The sequence below is a fragment of the Paraburkholderia aromaticivorans genome (genome assembly GCF_002278075.1).
In the GTDB taxonomy this organism is placed as follows: domain Bacteria; phylum Pseudomonadota; class Gammaproteobacteria; order Burkholderiales; family Burkholderiaceae; genus Paraburkholderia; species Paraburkholderia aromaticivorans.
Genome location: NZ_CP022989.1, coordinates 2308360 through 2324999, shown reverse-complemented (window position 1 = coordinate 2324999; position 16640 = coordinate 2308360). Strand labels below are relative to the sequence as shown.

General features: G+C 61.9%; 15 protein-coding genes. 2 read left to right on the top strand and 13 right to left on the bottom strand.

Annotated elements, in window-relative coordinates; genetic code table 11:
- The first annotated feature begins 24 nt into the window (after nt 1-24).
- Nucleotides 25-2088 carry a polyphosphate kinase 1 gene (gene ppk1 / locus CJU94_RS10705; RefSeq protein WP_095418662.1) on the top strand — a complete coding sequence of 688 codons (2064 nt, stop codon included), beginning with the start codon at nt 25-27 and terminating at the stop codon, nt 2086-2088.
- Nucleotides 2089-2180: 92 nt separating this feature from the next.
- On the opposite strand, the gene phoR is transcribed toward ppk1, so the two are convergent.
- The 11 genes from phoR to CJU94_RS10645 form a co-directional block, all read right to left on the bottom strand.
- Nucleotides 2181-3494 (bottom strand): phosphate regulon sensor histidine kinase PhoR, encoded by a 1314-nt coding sequence (gene phoR, locus CJU94_RS10700; protein ID WP_095418661.1) that lies wholly within the window; start codon nt 3492-3494, stop codon nt 2181-2183.
- Between the two features lie 129 nt (nt 3495-3623).
- Nucleotides 3624-4325 carry a phosphate regulon transcriptional regulator PhoB gene (gene phoB, locus CJU94_RS10695; RefSeq protein ID WP_095418660.1) on the bottom strand — a complete coding sequence of 234 codons (702 nt, stop codon included), beginning with the start codon at nt 4323-4325 and terminating at the stop codon, nt 3624-3626.
- A gap of 26 nt (nt 4326-4351) precedes the next feature.
- The gene (gene phoU / locus CJU94_RS10690) at nt 4352-5056 is read right to left on the bottom strand and encodes a phosphate signaling complex protein PhoU (protein ID WP_091792610.1); all 705 of its coding nucleotides are present in this window, start codon (nt 5054-5056) and stop codon (nt 4352-4354) included.
- Between the two features lie 28 nt (nt 5057-5084).
- Complete coding sequence (pstB, locus tag CJU94_RS10685) at nt 5085-5933, bottom strand: phosphate ABC transporter ATP-binding protein PstB (protein ID WP_095418659.1); 849 nt, start codon at nt 5931-5933, stop codon at nt 5085-5087.
- A 17-nt stretch (nt 5934-5950) separates the two neighbouring features.
- The gene (gene pstA, locus CJU94_RS10680; RefSeq protein ID WP_095418658.1) at nt 5951-6847 is read right to left on the bottom strand and encodes a phosphate ABC transporter permease PstA; all 897 of its coding nucleotides are present in this window, start codon (nt 6845-6847) and stop codon (nt 5951-5953) included.
- On the bottom strand, nt 6844-7845 hold the full coding sequence (gene pstC / locus CJU94_RS10675) for a phosphate ABC transporter permease PstC (protein WP_095418657.1): 1002 nt from the start codon (nt 7843-7845) through the stop codon (nt 6844-6846). The genes pstA and pstC overlap by 4 nt, the downstream gene beginning before the upstream one ends.
- Nucleotides 7846-7981: 136 nt before the next feature.
- On the bottom strand, nt 7982-9013 hold the full coding sequence (gene pstS, locus CJU94_RS10670) for a phosphate ABC transporter substrate-binding protein PstS (RefSeq protein WP_095418656.1): 1032 nt from the start codon (nt 9011-9013) through the stop codon (nt 7982-7984).
- Between the two features lie 492 nt (nt 9014-9505).
- Nucleotides 9506-10864, bottom strand: a complete 1359-nt coding sequence (gene glmM / locus CJU94_RS10660) for a phosphoglucosamine mutase (protein WP_095418655.1) — start codon at nt 10862-10864, stop codon at nt 9506-9508.
- 28 nt (nt 10865-10892) lie between these two features.
- Nucleotides 10893-11705: a dihydropteroate synthase gene (folP, locus tag CJU94_RS10655; RefSeq protein ID WP_244220954.1), complete on the bottom strand. Its 813-nt coding sequence runs from the start codon at nt 11703-11705 to the stop codon at nt 10893-10895.
- Between the two features lie 169 nt (nt 11706-11874).
- The gene (ftsH, locus tag CJU94_RS10650) at nt 11875-13764 is read right to left on the bottom strand and encodes an ATP-dependent zinc metalloprotease FtsH (RefSeq protein WP_006051983.1); all 1890 of its coding nucleotides are present in this window, start codon (nt 13762-13764) and stop codon (nt 11875-11877) included.
- Between the two features lie 189 nt (nt 13765-13953).
- Nucleotides 13954-14616, bottom strand: a complete 663-nt coding sequence (locus tag CJU94_RS10645) for an RlmE family RNA methyltransferase (protein WP_091792604.1) — start codon at nt 14614-14616, stop codon at nt 13954-13956.
- A gap of 202 nt (nt 14617-14818) precedes the next feature.
- On the opposite strand from CJU94_RS10645, the gene CJU94_RS10640 reads away from it, so the two are divergent.
- Entirely contained in the window at nt 14819-15346 is a 528-nt protein-coding gene (locus CJU94_RS10640; protein ID WP_095418653.1) for a YhbY family RNA-binding protein, read from the top strand.
- Nucleotides 15347-15484: 138 nt separating this feature from the next.
- Here the strand turns inward: CJU94_RS10640 and CJU94_RS10635 are convergent, their stop codons facing one another.
- Nucleotides 15485-15994, bottom strand: a complete 510-nt coding sequence (locus CJU94_RS10635; protein WP_095418652.1) for a DUF4149 domain-containing protein — start codon at nt 15992-15994, stop codon at nt 15485-15487.
- A gap of 20 nt (nt 15995-16014) precedes the next feature.
- On the bottom strand, nt 16015-16491 hold the full coding sequence (gene greA, locus CJU94_RS10630) for a transcription elongation factor GreA (protein WP_012433846.1): 477 nt from the start codon (nt 16489-16491) through the stop codon (nt 16015-16017).
- Nucleotides 16492-16640: the final 149 nt, after the last annotated feature.

Genomic DNA, 16640 nt, shown 5'->3' with positions numbered 1-16640 from the left:
CCCGACATTCCATTCTCGCTGCCGATGTCCATCCGCTACCCCTTATTGAATCGCGAGCTGGGCATTCTGGGTTTCAACGAGCGTGTGTTGGCACAAGCTGCCGACCCAGCCGTCCCTTTGCTCGAACGCCTGCGCTTCATCTGCATCACCAGTAGCAATCTCGACGAATTCTTCGAAGTCCGCATGGCCGGACTGCAGGAGCAGATGCGCGACAACCCCGGCGCGCTGTCGCCGGACGGCATGTCGCTGCAGCACGTCTACGACCTCGTGGTCGAACGCGCGCAGAAGCTCGTGCATCGTCAATACACCATGCTGCACGACACCGTGCTCACCGCGCTCGAAGCGGAAGGCATCTATTTTCACGGCACGGAAGCGTGGAACGAAGCGCAGACCGAATGGGCGCGCAACTACTTCTTCGACGAACTGTTGCCGGTGCTCACGCCGATCGGCCTCGATCCTGCGCATCCGTTTCCACGTGTGCTCAACAAGAGCCTGAACTTCGTCGTCGAACTGGAAGGCAAAGACGCGTTCGGCCGTCAGGCAATGATGGGTATCGTGCAGGCGCCGCGCGCGCTGCCCAGGCTCGTGCGCATGCCGCAAGACCTGTCGGGATATCCGCACGGCTTCGTGCTGCTGAGCTCGTTGTTGCAGCGCTTTGTCGGCGAGCTGTTTCCGAATCTCGTCGTGCGCAGTTGCAATCAGTTTCGCATCACGCGTAACAGCGAACTGTTCGTCGACGAAGACGAAATCACCAACCTGCGTGTCGCGCTGCAGGGTGAATTGCCGGCGCGGCATCTGGGCAATGCGGTGCGGCTCGAAGTGTCGGCGGACACGCCCACGCATGTGGTGCGGCGCCTGCTCGACGAAAGCAGCCTGTCCAATAAGGATTGCTATTACGCCGACGGCCCCGTCAATCTGGTGCGGCTGATGCAATTGCCGGAGATGGTGGACCGCCCCGATCTGAAATTCGTGCCGCACATTCCCGCGATTCCGCCGCAGATCGCGAACAGCACCAGCATGTTCGATGTGATCGATCAGGGCGACGTGTTGCTGCATCACCCGTACGAAAGTTTTCAGCCCGTGCTCGAACTGTTGCTGCAGGCGGCCAAAGATCCGAACGTGGTGGCCATCAAGCAGACCATCTACCGCACCGGCACCGATTCGCCGCTGATGGACGCGCTGATGCAAGCCGCGCGCAATGGCAAGGAAGTCACGGTGGTGGTGGAACTGCTCGCGCGTTTCGACGAAGAAACCAACATCAACTGGGCCTCGCAGCTCGAAGCGGTCGGCGCGCACGTCGTGTACGGCGTGGTGGGCCACAAGTGCCATGCGAAGATGATGCTGATCGTGCGACGCGTGTCGGTGGGCGGCAAGACCACGCTCAAGCGTTACGTCCACCTCGGCACCGGCAACTATCATCCACGTACCGCGCGTCTTTACACCGACTTCGGCCTGATGACCGCCGATCAGAAAATCTGCGAAGACGTGCATCACGTGTTCCAGCAGCTGACCGGCATTGGCGGCGAACTGAAGCTGCACGAGTTGTGGCAATCGCCGTTTACGCTGCATCCCAAACTGGTCGAGGCGATTCGCGCCGAAGCCGAGCATGCGCGCGCTGGCAAGAAGGCGCGCATCGTCGCGAAGATGAACGCGCTGCTCGAACCCACGGTGATCGCCGAGTTGTATGAAGCCGCGCGGGCCGGCGTGAAGATCGATCTGATCGTGCGTGGCGTGTGTTCGTTGCAGCCGGGCGTGGCGGGCCTCTCGGAGAACATCACCGTGCGCTCGATCGTCGGGCGTTTTCTCGAACATCACCGTATCTTCTACTTCTACGACGATGGCAAGGAACAGGTGTATCTGTCGAGCGCCGACTGGATGGACCGCAATTTCTTCCGCCGCGTGGAAGTCGCGTTCCCGGTCAACAACCGGCGTCTTAAGCGGCGCGTGATCGCCGAGGGTCTGTCGGCGTTTCTCGGCGACAATCAGTCCGCGTGGCTGATGCAAAGCGACGGGCATTATCGGCGCCGCCGGCCGGGCAAGTCCTCGCGCAACGCGCAGATGAGTCTGCTGGGGAAATTCTGTTCGTGATGTTGCGCTCGCTTCGGCGAGCCGCGAGGAATCGCGACGCGCGTAAAAAAGCCCGCTACGCGCGGGCTTTTTTACAGGCCGGGTCAGTTACGTCAAACCGGTGCCGGTTGCCGGCGCGCCGTGCGATACACCGGGAAGCGCACCGTAAACGTGCTGCCCCGCCCCTCTTCGCTCTTCACGTCGAGCTGCGCATCGTGACGTTGCAGCACATGTTTGACGATCGCGAGTCCGAGGCCCGTACCGCCTGTGTCGCGCGAACGGCTGCGATCGACGCGATAGAAGCGCTCGGTCAGCCGCGGAATATCCGCGGCGGGAATGCCCAGTCCGCTGTCCGTCACCGAAAACACCGCATGACCGCCTTGCGCGTGCCAAAACACCTTGATGGCGCCGCCGTCCGGCGTGTAGCGGATCGCGTTCGTGACGAGATTGCCGAACGCGCTGAGAATTTCCGTTTCGACGCCGGTGACGGTGAGCCCTTCGTCGGCATCGAACACGATCTTGTGATGATCGCTCGACAGGCTATGCGCGTCGTCGCGCAAATGCCGCAACACCGCGCGCATGTCGATCATCTGATCGCTCGGCGGCTTGTTGTCGCCCTCGAGTTTGGCGAGCACCAGCAGATCGCTGACGATGTGGCGCATGCGCGAAGCTTGCTGCTCCATCAGTTCGAGATAGCGCGAACGTTCGCCCTCGCTCAACGGCAATTCACGCATGGTCTCGAGAAAGCCCGAGAGCACCGTGAGCGGCGTCTTCAACTCATGCGAAACATTGGCGACGAAGTCGCGGCGCATCGCGTCGGTCCGCTCCAGTTCGGTGATGTCCTGCGAGAGCACCAGCTTGCGGTTTTCGCCGTACGGAAAGACCTGCACCGAGAGCACGTTTTGCCGTTTGTCGCCCATGCCGCGCATGATCAGCATCTCTTCGTACCGATGCGAATTCAGGTAACGCACGAACTCCGGCTGACGCACCAGATGGGTGATGTGCTGGCGCAGATCGCGCTTCGCATCCAGTCCGAAATGGAGTTCGGAGATCGCGTTGCACCACTCGATCTGATCATGATCGTCGAGCATCGCCACGCCGTTCGGCGAAGCCTGGATGGCCTGAATGAAACGCGAATGCTGCTGCTCGACCTGACGCACCTGGGCGTGCCAGCGCTTCGCGAGCTTGTGCAAACGGTAGTAGATTTCGCCCCAGATGCCGGGGGCGCTCGGCACTTCGCCGTACACCGGCGCATCGAGCAAATGCCACAGCCGCTGCTTATGGAAGGTGCTGAAAACGCTCTGCGCGAGCAGCATGACGATCGCGAGGACGAGCGCTGCCTTGACGTTCACCAGTGCGCCGACCACCACGCACAGAACAGCCAGCAGCACGACCGACACGATGGAGCGCGCCCAGATGATGTTCATGGTCTAGCGATCGAAGAAAGAAGCGTAAGCGCCGGAAGGGAAAATCGCGGCGCCGAACGTGGCGAAGCGTGACGAACAGCGGCGATGACGCACCCGGTGCGTTCGGCCGGTAAGCCGCCACCGTGAACGTCAGGCGCTCTTCGCGAGCCGGTAGCCGCTGCCGCGCACCGTCTCAATCATAGCATCGCACCCGGCCGGCTTGAGGGCCGCACGCAGGCGCTTGATATGCACGTCGACCGTGCGCTCTTCGACGAACACGTGATCGCCCCACACCTGATCGAGCAGTTGCGTGCGGCTGTGCACGCGCTCCGGGTGCGTCATGAAGAAATGCAGCAGACGGAATTCCGTCGGGCCGAGTTCGAGCTTGATCTCGCTGCCTTCGGCATGCGCGGCCACGCGGTGTGTGGCCGGATCGAGCTTCAGGCCGTTGATCGCGACCACGTCTTCGGTCAACTGCGGCGCACGGCGGCGCAGCACCGCCTTGATGCGCGCCATCAGTTCTTTCGGCGAGAACGGCTTGGTGACGTAGTCGTCGGCGCCGATTTCGAGGCCGAGCACCTTGTCCTGCTCGTCGCCACGCGCGGTCAGCATGATGATCGGGATATGCTTCGTGCGCTCGTTGTTGCGCAGATCACGCGCGAACGCAATGCCCGATTTCCCCGGCAACATCCAGTCGAGCAGCACGAGGTCGGGCAGTACGTCGCTGATCAGGTTTTGCGCCTGCTCCGCGTTGTACGCGCGAATCGGGCAGTGTCCGGCGTGTTGAAGATTGACCGAAATCAGTTCGGAAATGGCGGGCTCATCTTCAATGACGAGAATGCTGCTGGGCATCGGCACCTCTGGTCCTTATGTCTGGATTAACTGAGTGCTTCGCGTTCGAGCGCGTCGCGCGACTTGTGCCGTACGTCGGTGCCCTTCACGATGTAAATGATGAACTCCGCGATGTTCTTCGCGTGGTCGCCGATCCGCTCGATCGCCTTGGCGATGAACAGAAAGTCGAGGCCCACCGAGATCGAACGCGGATCTTCCGTCATGTACGAAATCAGCTTGCGCACGAAAGCGCGGAATTCTTCGTCGATCGCCTTATCGTCGCGCACGATCTGCGCGGCGGCAACCGTGTCGAGGCGCGCGAACGCGTCGAGCGCGCGGCGCAGAATCGACACCGCCATTTCACCCGACAACTTGATCTCGGCGATGTTGATGGTGCGCGAGGCGCCGTCTTCCATCAACCGCTTGGTACGCTTGGCGATTTTTTCGGCTTCGTCGCCGGCGCGCTCGAGATTCGTGATGGTCTTCGAAATCGCGATCAAGAGACGCAGGTCACGCGCGGCCGGCTGACGGCGCGCGATGATATTGCTGCACTCTTCGTCGATCTCCACTTCCATCTTGTTCAGACGCTCTTCCGCGGCGATCACCTGCTCGGCGATGTCGAGATCGAATTCGTTGAGCGCCTGCATGGCCTTGACGATCTGCGATTCGACCAGGCCGCCCATTTCGAGCACCTTGGAGGAAACCAGATTCAGGTCGGCGTCGAACTGGCTGGACAGGTGTTTGTCGGACATGTCGTACTCCCTTGTTTGGCTCGGCGATTTAGCCGAAGCGGCCAGTGATGTAGTCCTCGGTTTCTTTGCGGACCGGCTTGATGAAGATCTTTTCGGTGTCGCCGAATTCGATCAACTCGCCGAGGTACATATAGGCAGTGTAGTCCGAACAGCGGGCCGCCTGTTGCATGTTGTGCGTGACGATCACCACCGTGTAGTCGCTCTTCAGTTCGGCGATCAGCTCTTCGATGCGGCCCGTCGAGATCGGGTCCAGCGCCGAACACGGCTCGTCGAGCAGGAGTACTTCGGGACGGATCGCGATGCCGCGCGCAATGCACAGACGCTGCTGCTGACCGCCCGACAGACCGTAGCCGCTCTGCCCGAGCTTGTCCTTCACTTCGTTCCATAGCGCGGCCTTGGTCAGCGCCCATTCCACGCGGTCGTCCATTTCCGAGCGCGGCAGCGTCTCGAACATCTTCACACCGAATGCGATGTTGTCGTAGATCGACATCGGAAACGGCGTCGGCTTCTGGAACACCATGCCGATCCGCGCGCGCAGCAGCGAGATATCGCGCTTGGAGGTCAGCAGGTTTTCGCCGTCCATCAGGATCTCGCCCTCGGCACGCTGCTCCGGATAGAGCGCGTACATCTTGTTGAGCGTGCGCAGCAGCGTGGACTTGCCGCAACCCGACGGACCGATGAACGCGGTCACCTTGCCTTCCGGGATCTGCAGGTTGATGTTCTTCAGCGCGTGATACTTGCCGTAGAAGAAATTCAGGTCGTTGATCTCGATCTTCGGGCGCGACGGCGCTTGCGACTGGCCGCTTTGCACGGGGTCGAAACCGGCGGGCGCGGTGGGACGCGCGATCGGATTGAGTTGAGTTTCTGCCATATTCATCGGATTACACTCCGCCCTTACTTGTTCGTGAAGATCGTGCGCGCGAGGATGTTCAGTCCCAGCACCGCGAGCGTGATCAGGAAGACGCCGGCCCACGCGAGCGATTGCCACTGCGCGAACGGGCTCATCGCAAACTTGTAGATCGTGACCGGCAGGTTCGCGACCGGCTGGCCCATGTCCAGCGAGAAGAACTGGTTCGACAGCGCCGTGAACAGCAGCGGCGCGGTTTCGCCTGCGATGCGCGCCACGCCGAGCAACACGCCGGTGACGATACCCGCGATGGAAGCCTTCAGCGTGATCGACAGCACCATCTTCCACTTCGGCGTGCCGAGCGCGAACGCCGCTTCACGCAATGCGTTCGGCACCAGTTTCAGCATGTTCTCGGTGGTGCGGATCACGATCGGGATCTGCAGCAACGCGAGCGCGAACACGCCGGCCCAGCCGCTGAAGTGGCCCATCTTCGCGACAACCAGCGCATACACGAACAGACCGACCACGATCGAGGGCGCCGACAACAGAATGTCGTTGATAAAACGCGTGAGGCTCGCGAGCCAGCCTTTCTGGCCGTATTCGGCAAGATACACGCCGGCGAGAATGCCGATCGGCGTGCCCACGAACGTGGCGAGCGCGACCAGCATCAAGCTGCCGACGATCGCGTTGGCAAGGCCACCGCCATCGGTGTTTGGCGGCGGTGTCGATTGCGTGAACAACTCGACCGACAAGCCGCCGACACCCAGGCGCAACGTCGTGTACAGAATCCAGATCAGCCACAGCAGACCGAACGCCATCGCCGCGAGCGACAAGGTCAGTGCGATCGCGTTCTTCATGCGGCGGCGGCCTTGCAGACGCACGCGCATCGCCTCGAGCGCGGCAGCGTCGGTCGAACCCGGCATATTCAAGGTGGGCTGGCTCATTTCGCGCCCTCCCCTTTTTCGAGGCGAAGCAGCATGATCTTCGAAATCGCCAGCACGATGAAAGTGATCACGAACAGAATGAGGCCGAGCTCCATCAGCGCCGACGTATGCAGGCCCGGATCCGCTTCGGCGAATTCGTTGGCAAGCGCCGACGTGATGCTGTTACCCGGCGAAAAGAGCGACACGTTGTCGAGCAGATTGGTGTTGCCGATCACGAACGTGACCGCCATGGTCTCGCCAAGCGCGCGACCCAGACCCAGCATGACGCCGCCGATCACGCCGCTTTTGGTGAAGGGCAGCACGATCTTCCACATCACTTCCCACGTCGTGCAGCCGATGCCGTAAGCCGACTCTTTCAGCAACACCGGCGTGACTTCGAACACGTCGCGCATCACCGAGGCGATGTACGGAATGATCATGATCGCGAGAATCACACCCGCGCACAGGATGCCGATGCCGATCGGCGCGCCCTGAAACAGCGCACCGACCACCGGAATCCCGCCGAGCACCGCGCCGAGCGGTTTTTCGAACCACGTCGCGAAGATCGGCGCGAACACCAGCAGACCCCACATGCCGTACACGATCGACGGAATCGCGGCGAGCAGTTCGATCGCGATGCCGAGCGGCCGGCGCAGCCACGCGGGCGCGAGTTCAGTCAGGAAAAGCGCAATGCCGAAGCTGACGGGCACCGCGATGATGAGCGCGATGATCGAGGTGGCGATCGTGCCGTAGATCGGCACCAGGGCGCCGAATTGCTTGCTGGGTGGATCCCACTCGGCGGTCCACAGGAAGCTGAGACCGAATTGCCTGATCGACGGCAGGGACGCGACGATCAGCGACACGATGATGCCGCCGAGCAGCAGCAAAGTGATGATGGCGGCGAGGCGCGCGAGACCGCCGAAGATCACGTCGCCGGCACGGCCAGGCGCTTTCTGCTGCGACGCGTTGCCGGGCGGGGTCGACCTGCTCGCGCCGGACGCTAATTGGATATCGGACATGAGAGCCTGATGGACCTGTTTCCAGTTGCCGTATGACACGTGTCGTGCGGCCGGTAATGCCGAGGGTTAAAGCCGTTGGCCGTCCCCACATGAGGACGGCCAACGTGTTACGTACTACGGATGCACACCGCCCGACTTACTCGGCGATTGCCTTGCCCGAAGCATCCTTCACCTTCGACTTCCACTGCGTGCGGATTTCCGACACAACCGAATCCGGCAGCGAGATGTAGTCCAGATCGTTCGCGGCTTGCGTGCCGTTCTTGAATGCCCAGTCGAAGAACTTCAGCGTTTCGGTGCCTTGCGGCGCCTTGTCCTGCGTCGTGTGAAGCAGCACGAACGTCGCGCCGACGATCGGCCATGCGTTCTTGCCCGGCTCGTTCGTCAGGATCTGGTAGAACGACTTCGACCAGTCCGCGCCTGCTGCCGCTGCCTTGAAGGTGTCCGTCTTCGGCTCGACCACCGCGCCCGACGAGTTCTTCAGCGCGACATACGTCATGTGGTTCTGCTTCGCGTACGCCCATTCCACGTAGCCGATCGCGCCCGGCAGACGTTGCACGAAGGCCGCGACGCCGTCGTTACCCTTGCCGCCCGTGCCCGTCGGCCAGTTGACCGTCGAACCTTCGCCGACCTTCGACTTCCAGTCCGCGTTGACCTTCGACAGGTAGTTCGTCCAGATGAAGCTGGTGCCCGAACCATCGGCGCGGCGAACCACGGCGATGTCGGTATCCGGCAGCTTGACCTTCGGGTTCAGCGCAACGATCGCCGGATCATTCCACTTCTTGATCTTGCCCAGATAGATGTCGCCGAGCACTTCGCCCGACAGCGTCAGTTCAGCCGGCTTCACGCCCGGCACGTTGACGACCGGTACCACGCCGCCGACCACCGTCGGGAACTGGAACAGGCCTTCCTTGGCGAGCTCGTCGTCCTTCAGCGGAGCGTCCGAACCGGCGAAGTCGACGGTCTTCGCGACGATCTGCTTCACGCCGCCCGACGAACCGATACCCTGGTAGTTAACCTTACCGCCGCCGGACTTCTGATAGGCGTCGGCCCACTTCGTGTAAATCGGTGCTGCGAAGGTGCTGCCCGCGCCGGTGATGTCTGCGGCTTGCGCTGCGATCGCGAAAAGCGCGCCAGCGACGCCAGCGAACACGGTTTGCATCAATTTCATGAGACCTCCAAGGTGTGAGCGGTGTGAGCGAGTAACACGAATACCGCGAAGCTTAGGGTCTCTTTGTGACAGTAACGTGACTAACCGTGAAACGGATGTGACAGTGGGATTACTAGGATGAAAGGCTTTCAAACGGGAGATTGCCGGTGTCTGAGGAGGTCAAAGGCGCCGCTCTACAGATTAGGCGAAAAAGACGGGGCGCGAACGTTTGCGCGTGAAAGGTGGGGGGCAGCGGGCGGCTGGCGGCTGGCGGCTGGCAGTTCGGCGACGGAAGGCGGGGTGGACGGCAGGCGTCCAGCAGCGCGACGGCGGAAGGCGGGGGTGGACGGCAGGCGTCCGGCAGCGCGACGGCGGAAGGCGGAGTGCTGCCAGAAAGATAGCTGGAGGATCCAACTGTTTTGCACGGCGCCTCTTGCCAGCGGACCCGAGCGCCAGCCGGCGGCGGGACGATTCTGCGATGTCCCGCCGCGCTGCGCCCTGCAGGCGCGCGGCTTAGGCTGTCGCCTGCTTCACCGCGCTGGCAATCGACTCCGCATGATGAACGGCGTCGGCGACATTTTCCGCTTCGACCATCACGCGCAGCACCGGCTCGGTGCCGGATGCGCGAATCAGCACGCGGCCGCGGCCGTTCAATGCGTCCTCGGCCTTGGCAATGGCGCGGCGGATCACATCGCTGCCCTTCCAGTCCGCGTCGGGCTTCATACGTACGTTGATCAGCTTTTGCGGGAACAGCGTGACGCCGTCGAGCAACTCAGCGAGCGTTTTATCGCTGCGCTTCATGGCGGCCAGCACCAGCAACGCGGAGACAATGCCGTCGCCGGTGGAATGGCGGTCGAGCGAGAGAATATGGCCGGAGCCTTCAGCCCCAAGTTGCCAGCCGTGTTCGCGCAACTGCTCCAGCACGTAACGGTCGCCGACCGCCGCGCGCACGAACTTCACGCCGGCAGCCTGCAACGCGACTTCCACCGCCATATTCGTCATCAAGGTGCCGACTGCGCCATCCACCTTGCCCTCGGTCGCAATCCGATCCTTGACCAGGATGTACAGCAATTCATCGCCGTTATACAGGCGGCCCGCGGCATCGACCACCTGCAGCCGGTCGGCGTCGCCGTCGAGCGCGATGCCGAGATCGGCATGATTCGCTCGCACCGCGCGCACCAGCGCATCCGGTGCGGTCGCGCCGACACCATCGTTGATGTTGAAACCGTTCGGCGCAACACCGATCGGAATCACATCGGCGCCGAGTTCGTGGAACACATGCGGCGCGACGTCGTACGCGGCGCCGTGCGCACAGTCGACGACCAGCTTCAGGCCGCGCAGGTCAAACGCAGCCGGAAAGGTGCTCTTGCAGAACTCGATGTAACGACCGGCCGCGTCGTCAAGACGGCGCGCCTTGCCGAGTTGCTCGGACGCCGCGCAGGCGAGCGGCTGATCGAGTTGCTCTTCGATCTGCGCTTCCACTTCGTCGGGCAGCTTGTTGCCGTCGGCGGAGAAGAATTTGATGCCGTTGTCGTAGTACGGATTGTGCGATGCGCTGATCACCACGCCCGCGGCGAGCCGCAATGCGCGGGTCAGATAGGCGATGCCGGGAGTCGGCATCGGGCCGGCCAGCATCACGTCCACACCCGCCGCGGAGAAGCCCGCTTCGAGCGCCGCTTCGAGCATATAGCCCGACACCCGCGTGTCTTTACCGATCAACACGGTTGGCCGCGTGCCCGTCCTCGCCCAGCGGTCCGCACCCACCAATACCTTGCCGGCCGCATAGCCGAGCCGCAATACAAATTCCGGCGTAATAGGCCCTTCGCCGACTTTGCCCCGAATGCCGTCCGTTCCGAAATAACGACGTGCCATGTTTTATGTTCCTCCTTGGCTTACGGGCTCAGCCGCGCGTGCGGCTGTGATTCGCCGCTTCGCGCATGGCTGCCCAGACTTTCAATGCATCGACTGTTTGCGCGACGTCGTGCACGCGCAGAATCGCAGCACCTCGTTCGGCGGCGCACACCGCCGCCGCAATGCTGCCCGCGACGCGTTCCGGCGCCGGGCGTCCCACTACCGCGCCGATCATCGACTTGCGCGACATGCCGGCAAGAATCGGATAAGACGGCTCGGCGCGCGGCGCCGTATCCCGCAGGTGGGCAAGCAACGCGTAATTATGCTCGACCACGGCCTTGCCGAAGCCGAAACCCGGATCCACGCTGATGCGCTCGCGCGCGATGCCCGCCTGCGCAAGCGTTGCGACCCGTTCCTCGAGAAACTCCCGCACCGCGCTCACCACGTCGTCATACGCGGGCTCGCCGAGCTGCATGGTCTGCGGCTCACCGAGCATATGCATGACGCATAGTCCGCAGTCACTGCTGCGCACCGCATCGATGGCGCCGGGCATCCGGAAGCCCCAGATGTCGTTGATCAAATCTGCGCCCGCAGCCAATGCGTGACGCATCACTTCCGGCTTATACGTGTCGACCGAAAGCGGCACATTCGCGCCGCGCAATTGCTCGACGAGCGGAATCACGCGTTCGAGTTCCTCGTCGAGCGGCACCGGCGGCGCACCGGGCCGCGTCGATTCGCCGCCGATGTCGATGATGTCCGCGCCGTCGAGCATCATGCGCTCGGCCTGGCGCAACGCATCACCGCGCATCGCGTATTGACCGCCGTCGGAAAAAGAATCAGGTGTGACGTTCAGAATGCCCATGACCAACGGGCGCTCAAAGGTCAGCTTGAAACGGCCACACTGCAATGGCTCGGGAACAGGTAAAGAAGGGAATTCGACTTTCGACACGTGGTGGTGCTTCACGCAAACGGATAAATGCAAAACGGGCCGGTGTGATACACACCGGCCCGCACTTTCTAGTGGTCGCCGATCAGGCCGGTGCCGTTGCGCTACCCGGCTTGACCTCGGTACCCGGGCTGCCGCCCGAAGAGGCGTCGCTTGCCGACGGCGGCGAGCTCTTCGGCGAGCGCGGCGGACGGCCTGCCATGATGTCGTTGATCTGATCAGCGTCGATCGTTTCCCACTCCATCAGTGCGGCGGTCATTGCCTCGACCTTGTCGCGGTTCTCGTCCAGCAGGCGCTTCGCGAGGTTGTACTGCTCGTCCAGCACACGGCGGATTTCGGCGTCGACCTTCTGCTGCGTCGCTTCCGAAATGGTGCGCGTGAAACCGCGGCCAAATGGCGTGGCGTCGTTTTCGTCGTCCACATAGACCATCGGTCCGAGCGCGTCCGTCATGCCGAAGCGGGCCACCATGGCACGCGCGGTTTGCGTCGCCTTGTTGAAGTCGTCCGATGCGCCAGTGCTGATCAGGTTCAGGAACAACTCTTCCGCTACGCGGCCACCGAACAGGATCGCGAGACGATCCAGCAGATAGTCCTTCGAATACGTTTCGTTGTCATGCTCCGGCAACTGCCACGTCACGCCCAGGGCACGGCCGCGCGGAATGATCGTGACCTTGTGCACCGGATCGGCCTTCGGCAGCAACTTGGCGATCACCGCATGGCCCGACTCGTGGTACGCCGTAGCACGCTTCGATTCTTCGCGGATCACGGCCGACTTGCGCTCCGGACCCATGAAGATCTTGTCCTTCGCGTCTTCGAAATCCGTCATTTCAACGATGCGCTTGCCGCGGCGAGCTGCGAACAAGGCCGCTTCGTTCACGAGGTTCGCGAGATCGGCGCCCGAGAATCCCGGCGTGCCGCGCGCGATCACCGCTGCATCGACGTCGTTCGAAATCGGCACCTTGCGCAGGTGGACCTTCATGATGTGTTCACGGCCGCGAATGTCCGGCAGACCCACGTACACCTGACGGTCGAAACGGCCCGGACGCAACAGCGCCTTGTCGAGCACGTCCGAGCGGTTCGTTGCAGCGATCACGATCACGCCCGAGTTCGCTTCGAAGCCGTCCATCTCCACCAGCATCTGGTTGAGCGTCTGTTCGCGTTCGTCGTTCCCGCCGCCCATGCCAGCGCCACGATGACGGCCGACCGCGTCGATTTCGTCGATGAACACGATGCACGGTGCATGCTTCTTGGCCTGCTCGAACATGTCGCGCACACGAGCCGCGCCGACACCGACGAACATTTCGACGAAGTCCGAACCCGAGATGCTGAAGAACGGCACTTTCGCTTCGCCGGCAATGGCTCGCGCCAACAGCGTCTTACCGGTTCCCGGTGGGCCGACCAGCAGCACGCCGCGCGGAATGCGGCCACCCAGCTTCTGAAATTTCTGCGGATCACGAAGGAAGTCGACCAGTTCGGAGACTTCTTCCTTGGCTTCGTCGCAACCGGCGACGTCGGTGAAATTGATTGCGTTGTTGTTTTCGTCGATCAGACGCGCACGGGATTTACCGAACGAGAACGCACCGCCTTTCCCGCCTCCCTGCATCTGTCGCATCATGTAGAACCAGAAACCGATAATCAGGATCGTCGGCCCGAGGTAGTACAGCGCGGACACCAGCGCATTGGGTTCGTCATCAGCCTTGCCGCTCACCTGAACGCCATACTTCATCAGATCGCCGACCATCCAGATGTCGCCGGGCGACACGATCTGGTACTTCTGGCCGTCTGCTGGAGTGACCGTGAGGTTCCGCCCCTGGACAATGACGTTCTTGACTTTGCCGTTCTTTGCGTCGTCCATGAACTGCGAATAGGAAACGCCTTCCTGGACACGGGGCTTGTCGAACTGCTTGAACACCGTAAACAGCACCAGTGCGATAACCAGCCACACTGCTGCTTTCGAAAACATATTGTTGTTCAAAGCACCACTCCTTCACTTAGACGGGCGCCTACATTTGCCTTGCGGCACCACGAAAGCATTCTAATCCAGTCCGCAGACCCCTGCCATAAGGTTTCACTACCACACAAATAGGACAGCGGGCCATTGCAGCACCCGTTTCCGAGGTCGTGATCGCATTAACGGCAGATGCGGAACCGTCCTGCAGCGCCCCTATGCGGGCCGCTTGAGATGCTTACCCAAAATAAACGTTTCTGACGATTTGTCCCGCGACGCCTTTGGCTTGCGGGCCCCCACCACCTTGAACTGATGCTTGAACTTTTCGACAATCTGGCTGTAACCGCTGCCGTGAAAGCATTTGACTAAAAGGGCACCATCCGGCTTCAAGTGATTTTGTGAGAATTCCAGCGCGAGATCGCATAAGTGCTCGATTCGCGCGGCATCCGCCACCGCCACTCCCGACAGGTTGGGCGCCATATCCGAAATTACAAGATCAACCTGGCGTTCGCCGACCAATTCTTCCAGTTGCGCGAGAACCGAGTCTTCGCGGAAGTCGCCCTGAATGAAGTGGACGTCGGCAACCGGCTCCATCGGCAGCAGGTCCAGCGCGATGATCGTGCCGTCGATCCCGCCTTCGCGTTCCGCGTCGCGTTGGGCGCCTTTCGCAAGCTTGTTGCGCGCGTACTGGCTCCAACTGCCCGGCGTGGAACCCAGGTCGACGATGACCTGCCCCGGGCGGATCAGCTTGTCCTGCTCGTCGATTTCCTTGAGCTTGTAGGCTGCGCGGGCGCGATAGCCCTCCCGCTGCGCCATTTTCACGTACGGGTCGTTGATGTGGTCATGCAGCCACGCGGTGTTGAACTTGTTTTTTGCCATTAAACGTTGAACTCTTGCTGCGTGATGTCACGCTTTAGCGGATAATACGCGGTTAATTCGCGCGGCCACCGCCAAAACTGGCGGCCATCCGCGATTCTGTTGTTCTGACGCGCCGCCCTGCTGAATCGCCTCGATCAAGTCATTCGAACGACTGAACCGGGGACCGCAGGTGCCGCCATTTTAGTCGAGTCTCCCACTTTCCATGCCCGCCCTCAAAGTCTCTTCCGACCAACGCGCCGAGTTGCGCTCCCAGGCACATGCGCTCAAACCGGTCGTGCTCGTCGGCGCCGAAGGCTTGACCGACGCTGTGCTCTCCGAGATCAAGGTCCACCTTGGCGCTCATCAGCTCATCAAAATCCGCGTGTTCGGCGACGAACGCGAAGCGCGCCTTGCGATCTACGAACAAATCTGCGACAAGCTGAACGCCGCGCCGATCCAGCATATCGGCAAGCTGCTGGTGATCTGGAAACCGGAAGCCGCACAACCGGCGGTGAAGGCCAAACGCGGCGCGCTGCCGAGCGCGCGTGAAGCCGCGGTGGAAGCCAAGCCAGCCAAGGGCCGCGCGCCGCGCGTCGTGACGGTCGTGAAGCCCAGCGAAATTCCGATGCGCAAGCCCAAGGCAAAAGCAGTGGTGGTGCGCGGTAATGAACGTGTTACCCAAGGCGGCAACATCAAGCGCGCCAAGAAACGCCAAACCAGCGCGAAGCGTTCGCATCAGTCGTCGAAATAAACGAATGACGAGAGGTGCGGACGCACTGCGCACCTCGGCAACGGCTGCCGAATAGGACTTCTCGCAAGCTCAACATTGCTCAGCGAAACCGCGAGCGCAGTTTGCACCCAAGCAGAAGATCTCCGCCAGTGCGTCGCGTCAGCCCGTGACCTTACCCGCCGCGTTGCGGGTACCCTGCTCCGCCGCCGCAACGCCCGCGCCCGCGGGCAACTTCCACACAAGCGCCACGCCAAGCAGGCTCTCGATCAGATAGAACAGACTCGACACGCCGTGCAGGATGCCGAAGCGCGTGGCATACACCGAATGGCCAACGTCGCTGCCCGCTTCGAGCGCAGCAATGCGCATGGCATTCATGAACGGCTGCAACGCGAAGTAGCCAACGAGCACGCAAACGAGCATGCCGGCGATCAGCCAGCGCAAGCGTCGATAGGCATCGCCGCCGCGGCGAACCAGTACGTTCGCAAGACCGAGCAGCAAAATGCCGCACACCGCACCCAGCACGCCTTCAATGCGAAACAGTTGCGCCGCGACCGCGCCCGCCGTCACTCGGTCGAGCGAGCTGAACAGCACGGGTGCGACGGCATAGCCGATAGTCAACAGACTACCGACCCACACCACCGTCAATAACCGGAACAATCGATGCGGCATCTGGGGCACCCGTGGCGCGCTCAAACGTAACTGACCGCGATGATTTCGTATTCGCGCACGCCGCCCGGTGCCTGCACCGACGCCACGTCGCCTTCCGACTTGCCGATCAGGGCGCGCGCGATCGGCGAGCTGATCGAGATCAGGCCATGGTCGATGTCCGCTTCGTCGTCGCCGACGATCTGATATTTGACGGACGCACCCGAATCCAGGTCTTCCAGTTCCACTGTTGCACCGAACACCACGCGACCATCCGCCTCCACCGCCGCCGGGTCGATCACCTGCGCGCCGGCCAGCTTCGATTCGATTTCGGCAATGCGGCCCTCGATAAAGCCCTGCTTTTCCTTCGCCGCGTCGTATTCGGCGTTTTCCGACAGATCGCCCTGGGCACGCGCTTCCGCGATCGAATTGATCACCGAGGGACGCTCAACCGATTTCAGGCGCTGCAATTCGTCGCGCAACATTTCCGCGCCGCGCTTAGTCAATGGAACAGTGCTCATAAACAACTCTATGCAAAAAGACAGCCGTAAAAAAAATCACCGCGGTTAAGTGCATTCCGCGGGGGCCAGAGCACCGGGCAAAACCCGGCGCCAAGCACCTGCGGAACGCCGCTTAACCGCGGCACTTACATCTTGGACAGGTATTCGAA

Excerpts from the sequence above, each read along its gene's own strand:
- pstC (WP_095418657.1), bottom strand. The coding sequence starts at position 7,845 with ATGTCCGATATCCAATTAGCGTCCGGCGCGAGCAGGTCGACCCCGCCC.
- pstB (WP_095418659.1), bottom strand. The coding sequence starts at position 5,933 with ATGAATATGGCAGAAACTCAACTCAATCCGATCGCGCGTCCCACCGCG.
- pstA (WP_095418658.1), bottom strand. The coding sequence starts at position 6,847 with ATGAGCCAGCCCACCTTGAATATGCCGGGTTCGACCGACGCTGCCGCG.
- glmM (WP_095418655.1), bottom strand. The coding sequence starts at position 10,864 with ATGGCACGTCGTTATTTCGGAACGGACGGCATTCGGGGCAAAGTCGGC.
- pstS (WP_095418656.1), bottom strand. The coding sequence starts at position 9,013 with ATGAAATTGATGCAAACCGTGTTCGCTGGCGTCGCTGGCGCGCTTTTC.
- phoU (WP_091792610.1), bottom strand. The coding sequence starts at position 5,056 with ATGTCCGACAAACACCTGTCCAGCCAGTTCGACGCCGACCTGAATCTG.
- greA (WP_012433846.1), bottom strand. The coding sequence starts at position 16,491 with ATGAGCACTGTTCCATTGACTAAGCGCGGCGCGGAAATGTTGCGCGAC.
- CJU94_RS10635 (WP_095418652.1), bottom strand. The coding sequence starts at position 15,994 with ATGCCGCATCGATTGTTCCGGTTATTGACGGTGGTGTGGGTCGGTAGT.
- phoR (WP_095418661.1), bottom strand. The coding sequence starts at position 3,494 with ATGAACATCATCTGGGCGCGCTCCATCGTGTCGGTCGTGCTGCTGGCT.
- phoB (WP_095418660.1), bottom strand. The coding sequence starts at position 4,325 with ATGCCCAGCAGCATTCTCGTCATTGAAGATGAGCCCGCCATTTCCGAA.
- CJU94_RS10645 (WP_091792604.1), bottom strand. The coding sequence starts at position 14,616 with ATGGCAAAAAACAAGTTCAACACCGCGTGGCTGCATGACCACATCAAC.
- ppk1 (WP_095418662.1), top strand. The coding sequence starts at position 25 with ATGTCCATCCGCTACCCCTTATTGAATCGCGAGCTGGGCATTCTGGGT.
- folP (WP_244220954.1), bottom strand. The coding sequence starts at position 11,705 with ATGGGCATTCTGAACGTCACACCTGATTCTTTTTCCGACGGCGGTCAA.
- CJU94_RS10640 (WP_095418653.1), top strand. The coding sequence starts at position 14,819 with ATGCCCGCCCTCAAAGTCTCTTCCGACCAACGCGCCGAGTTGCGCTCC.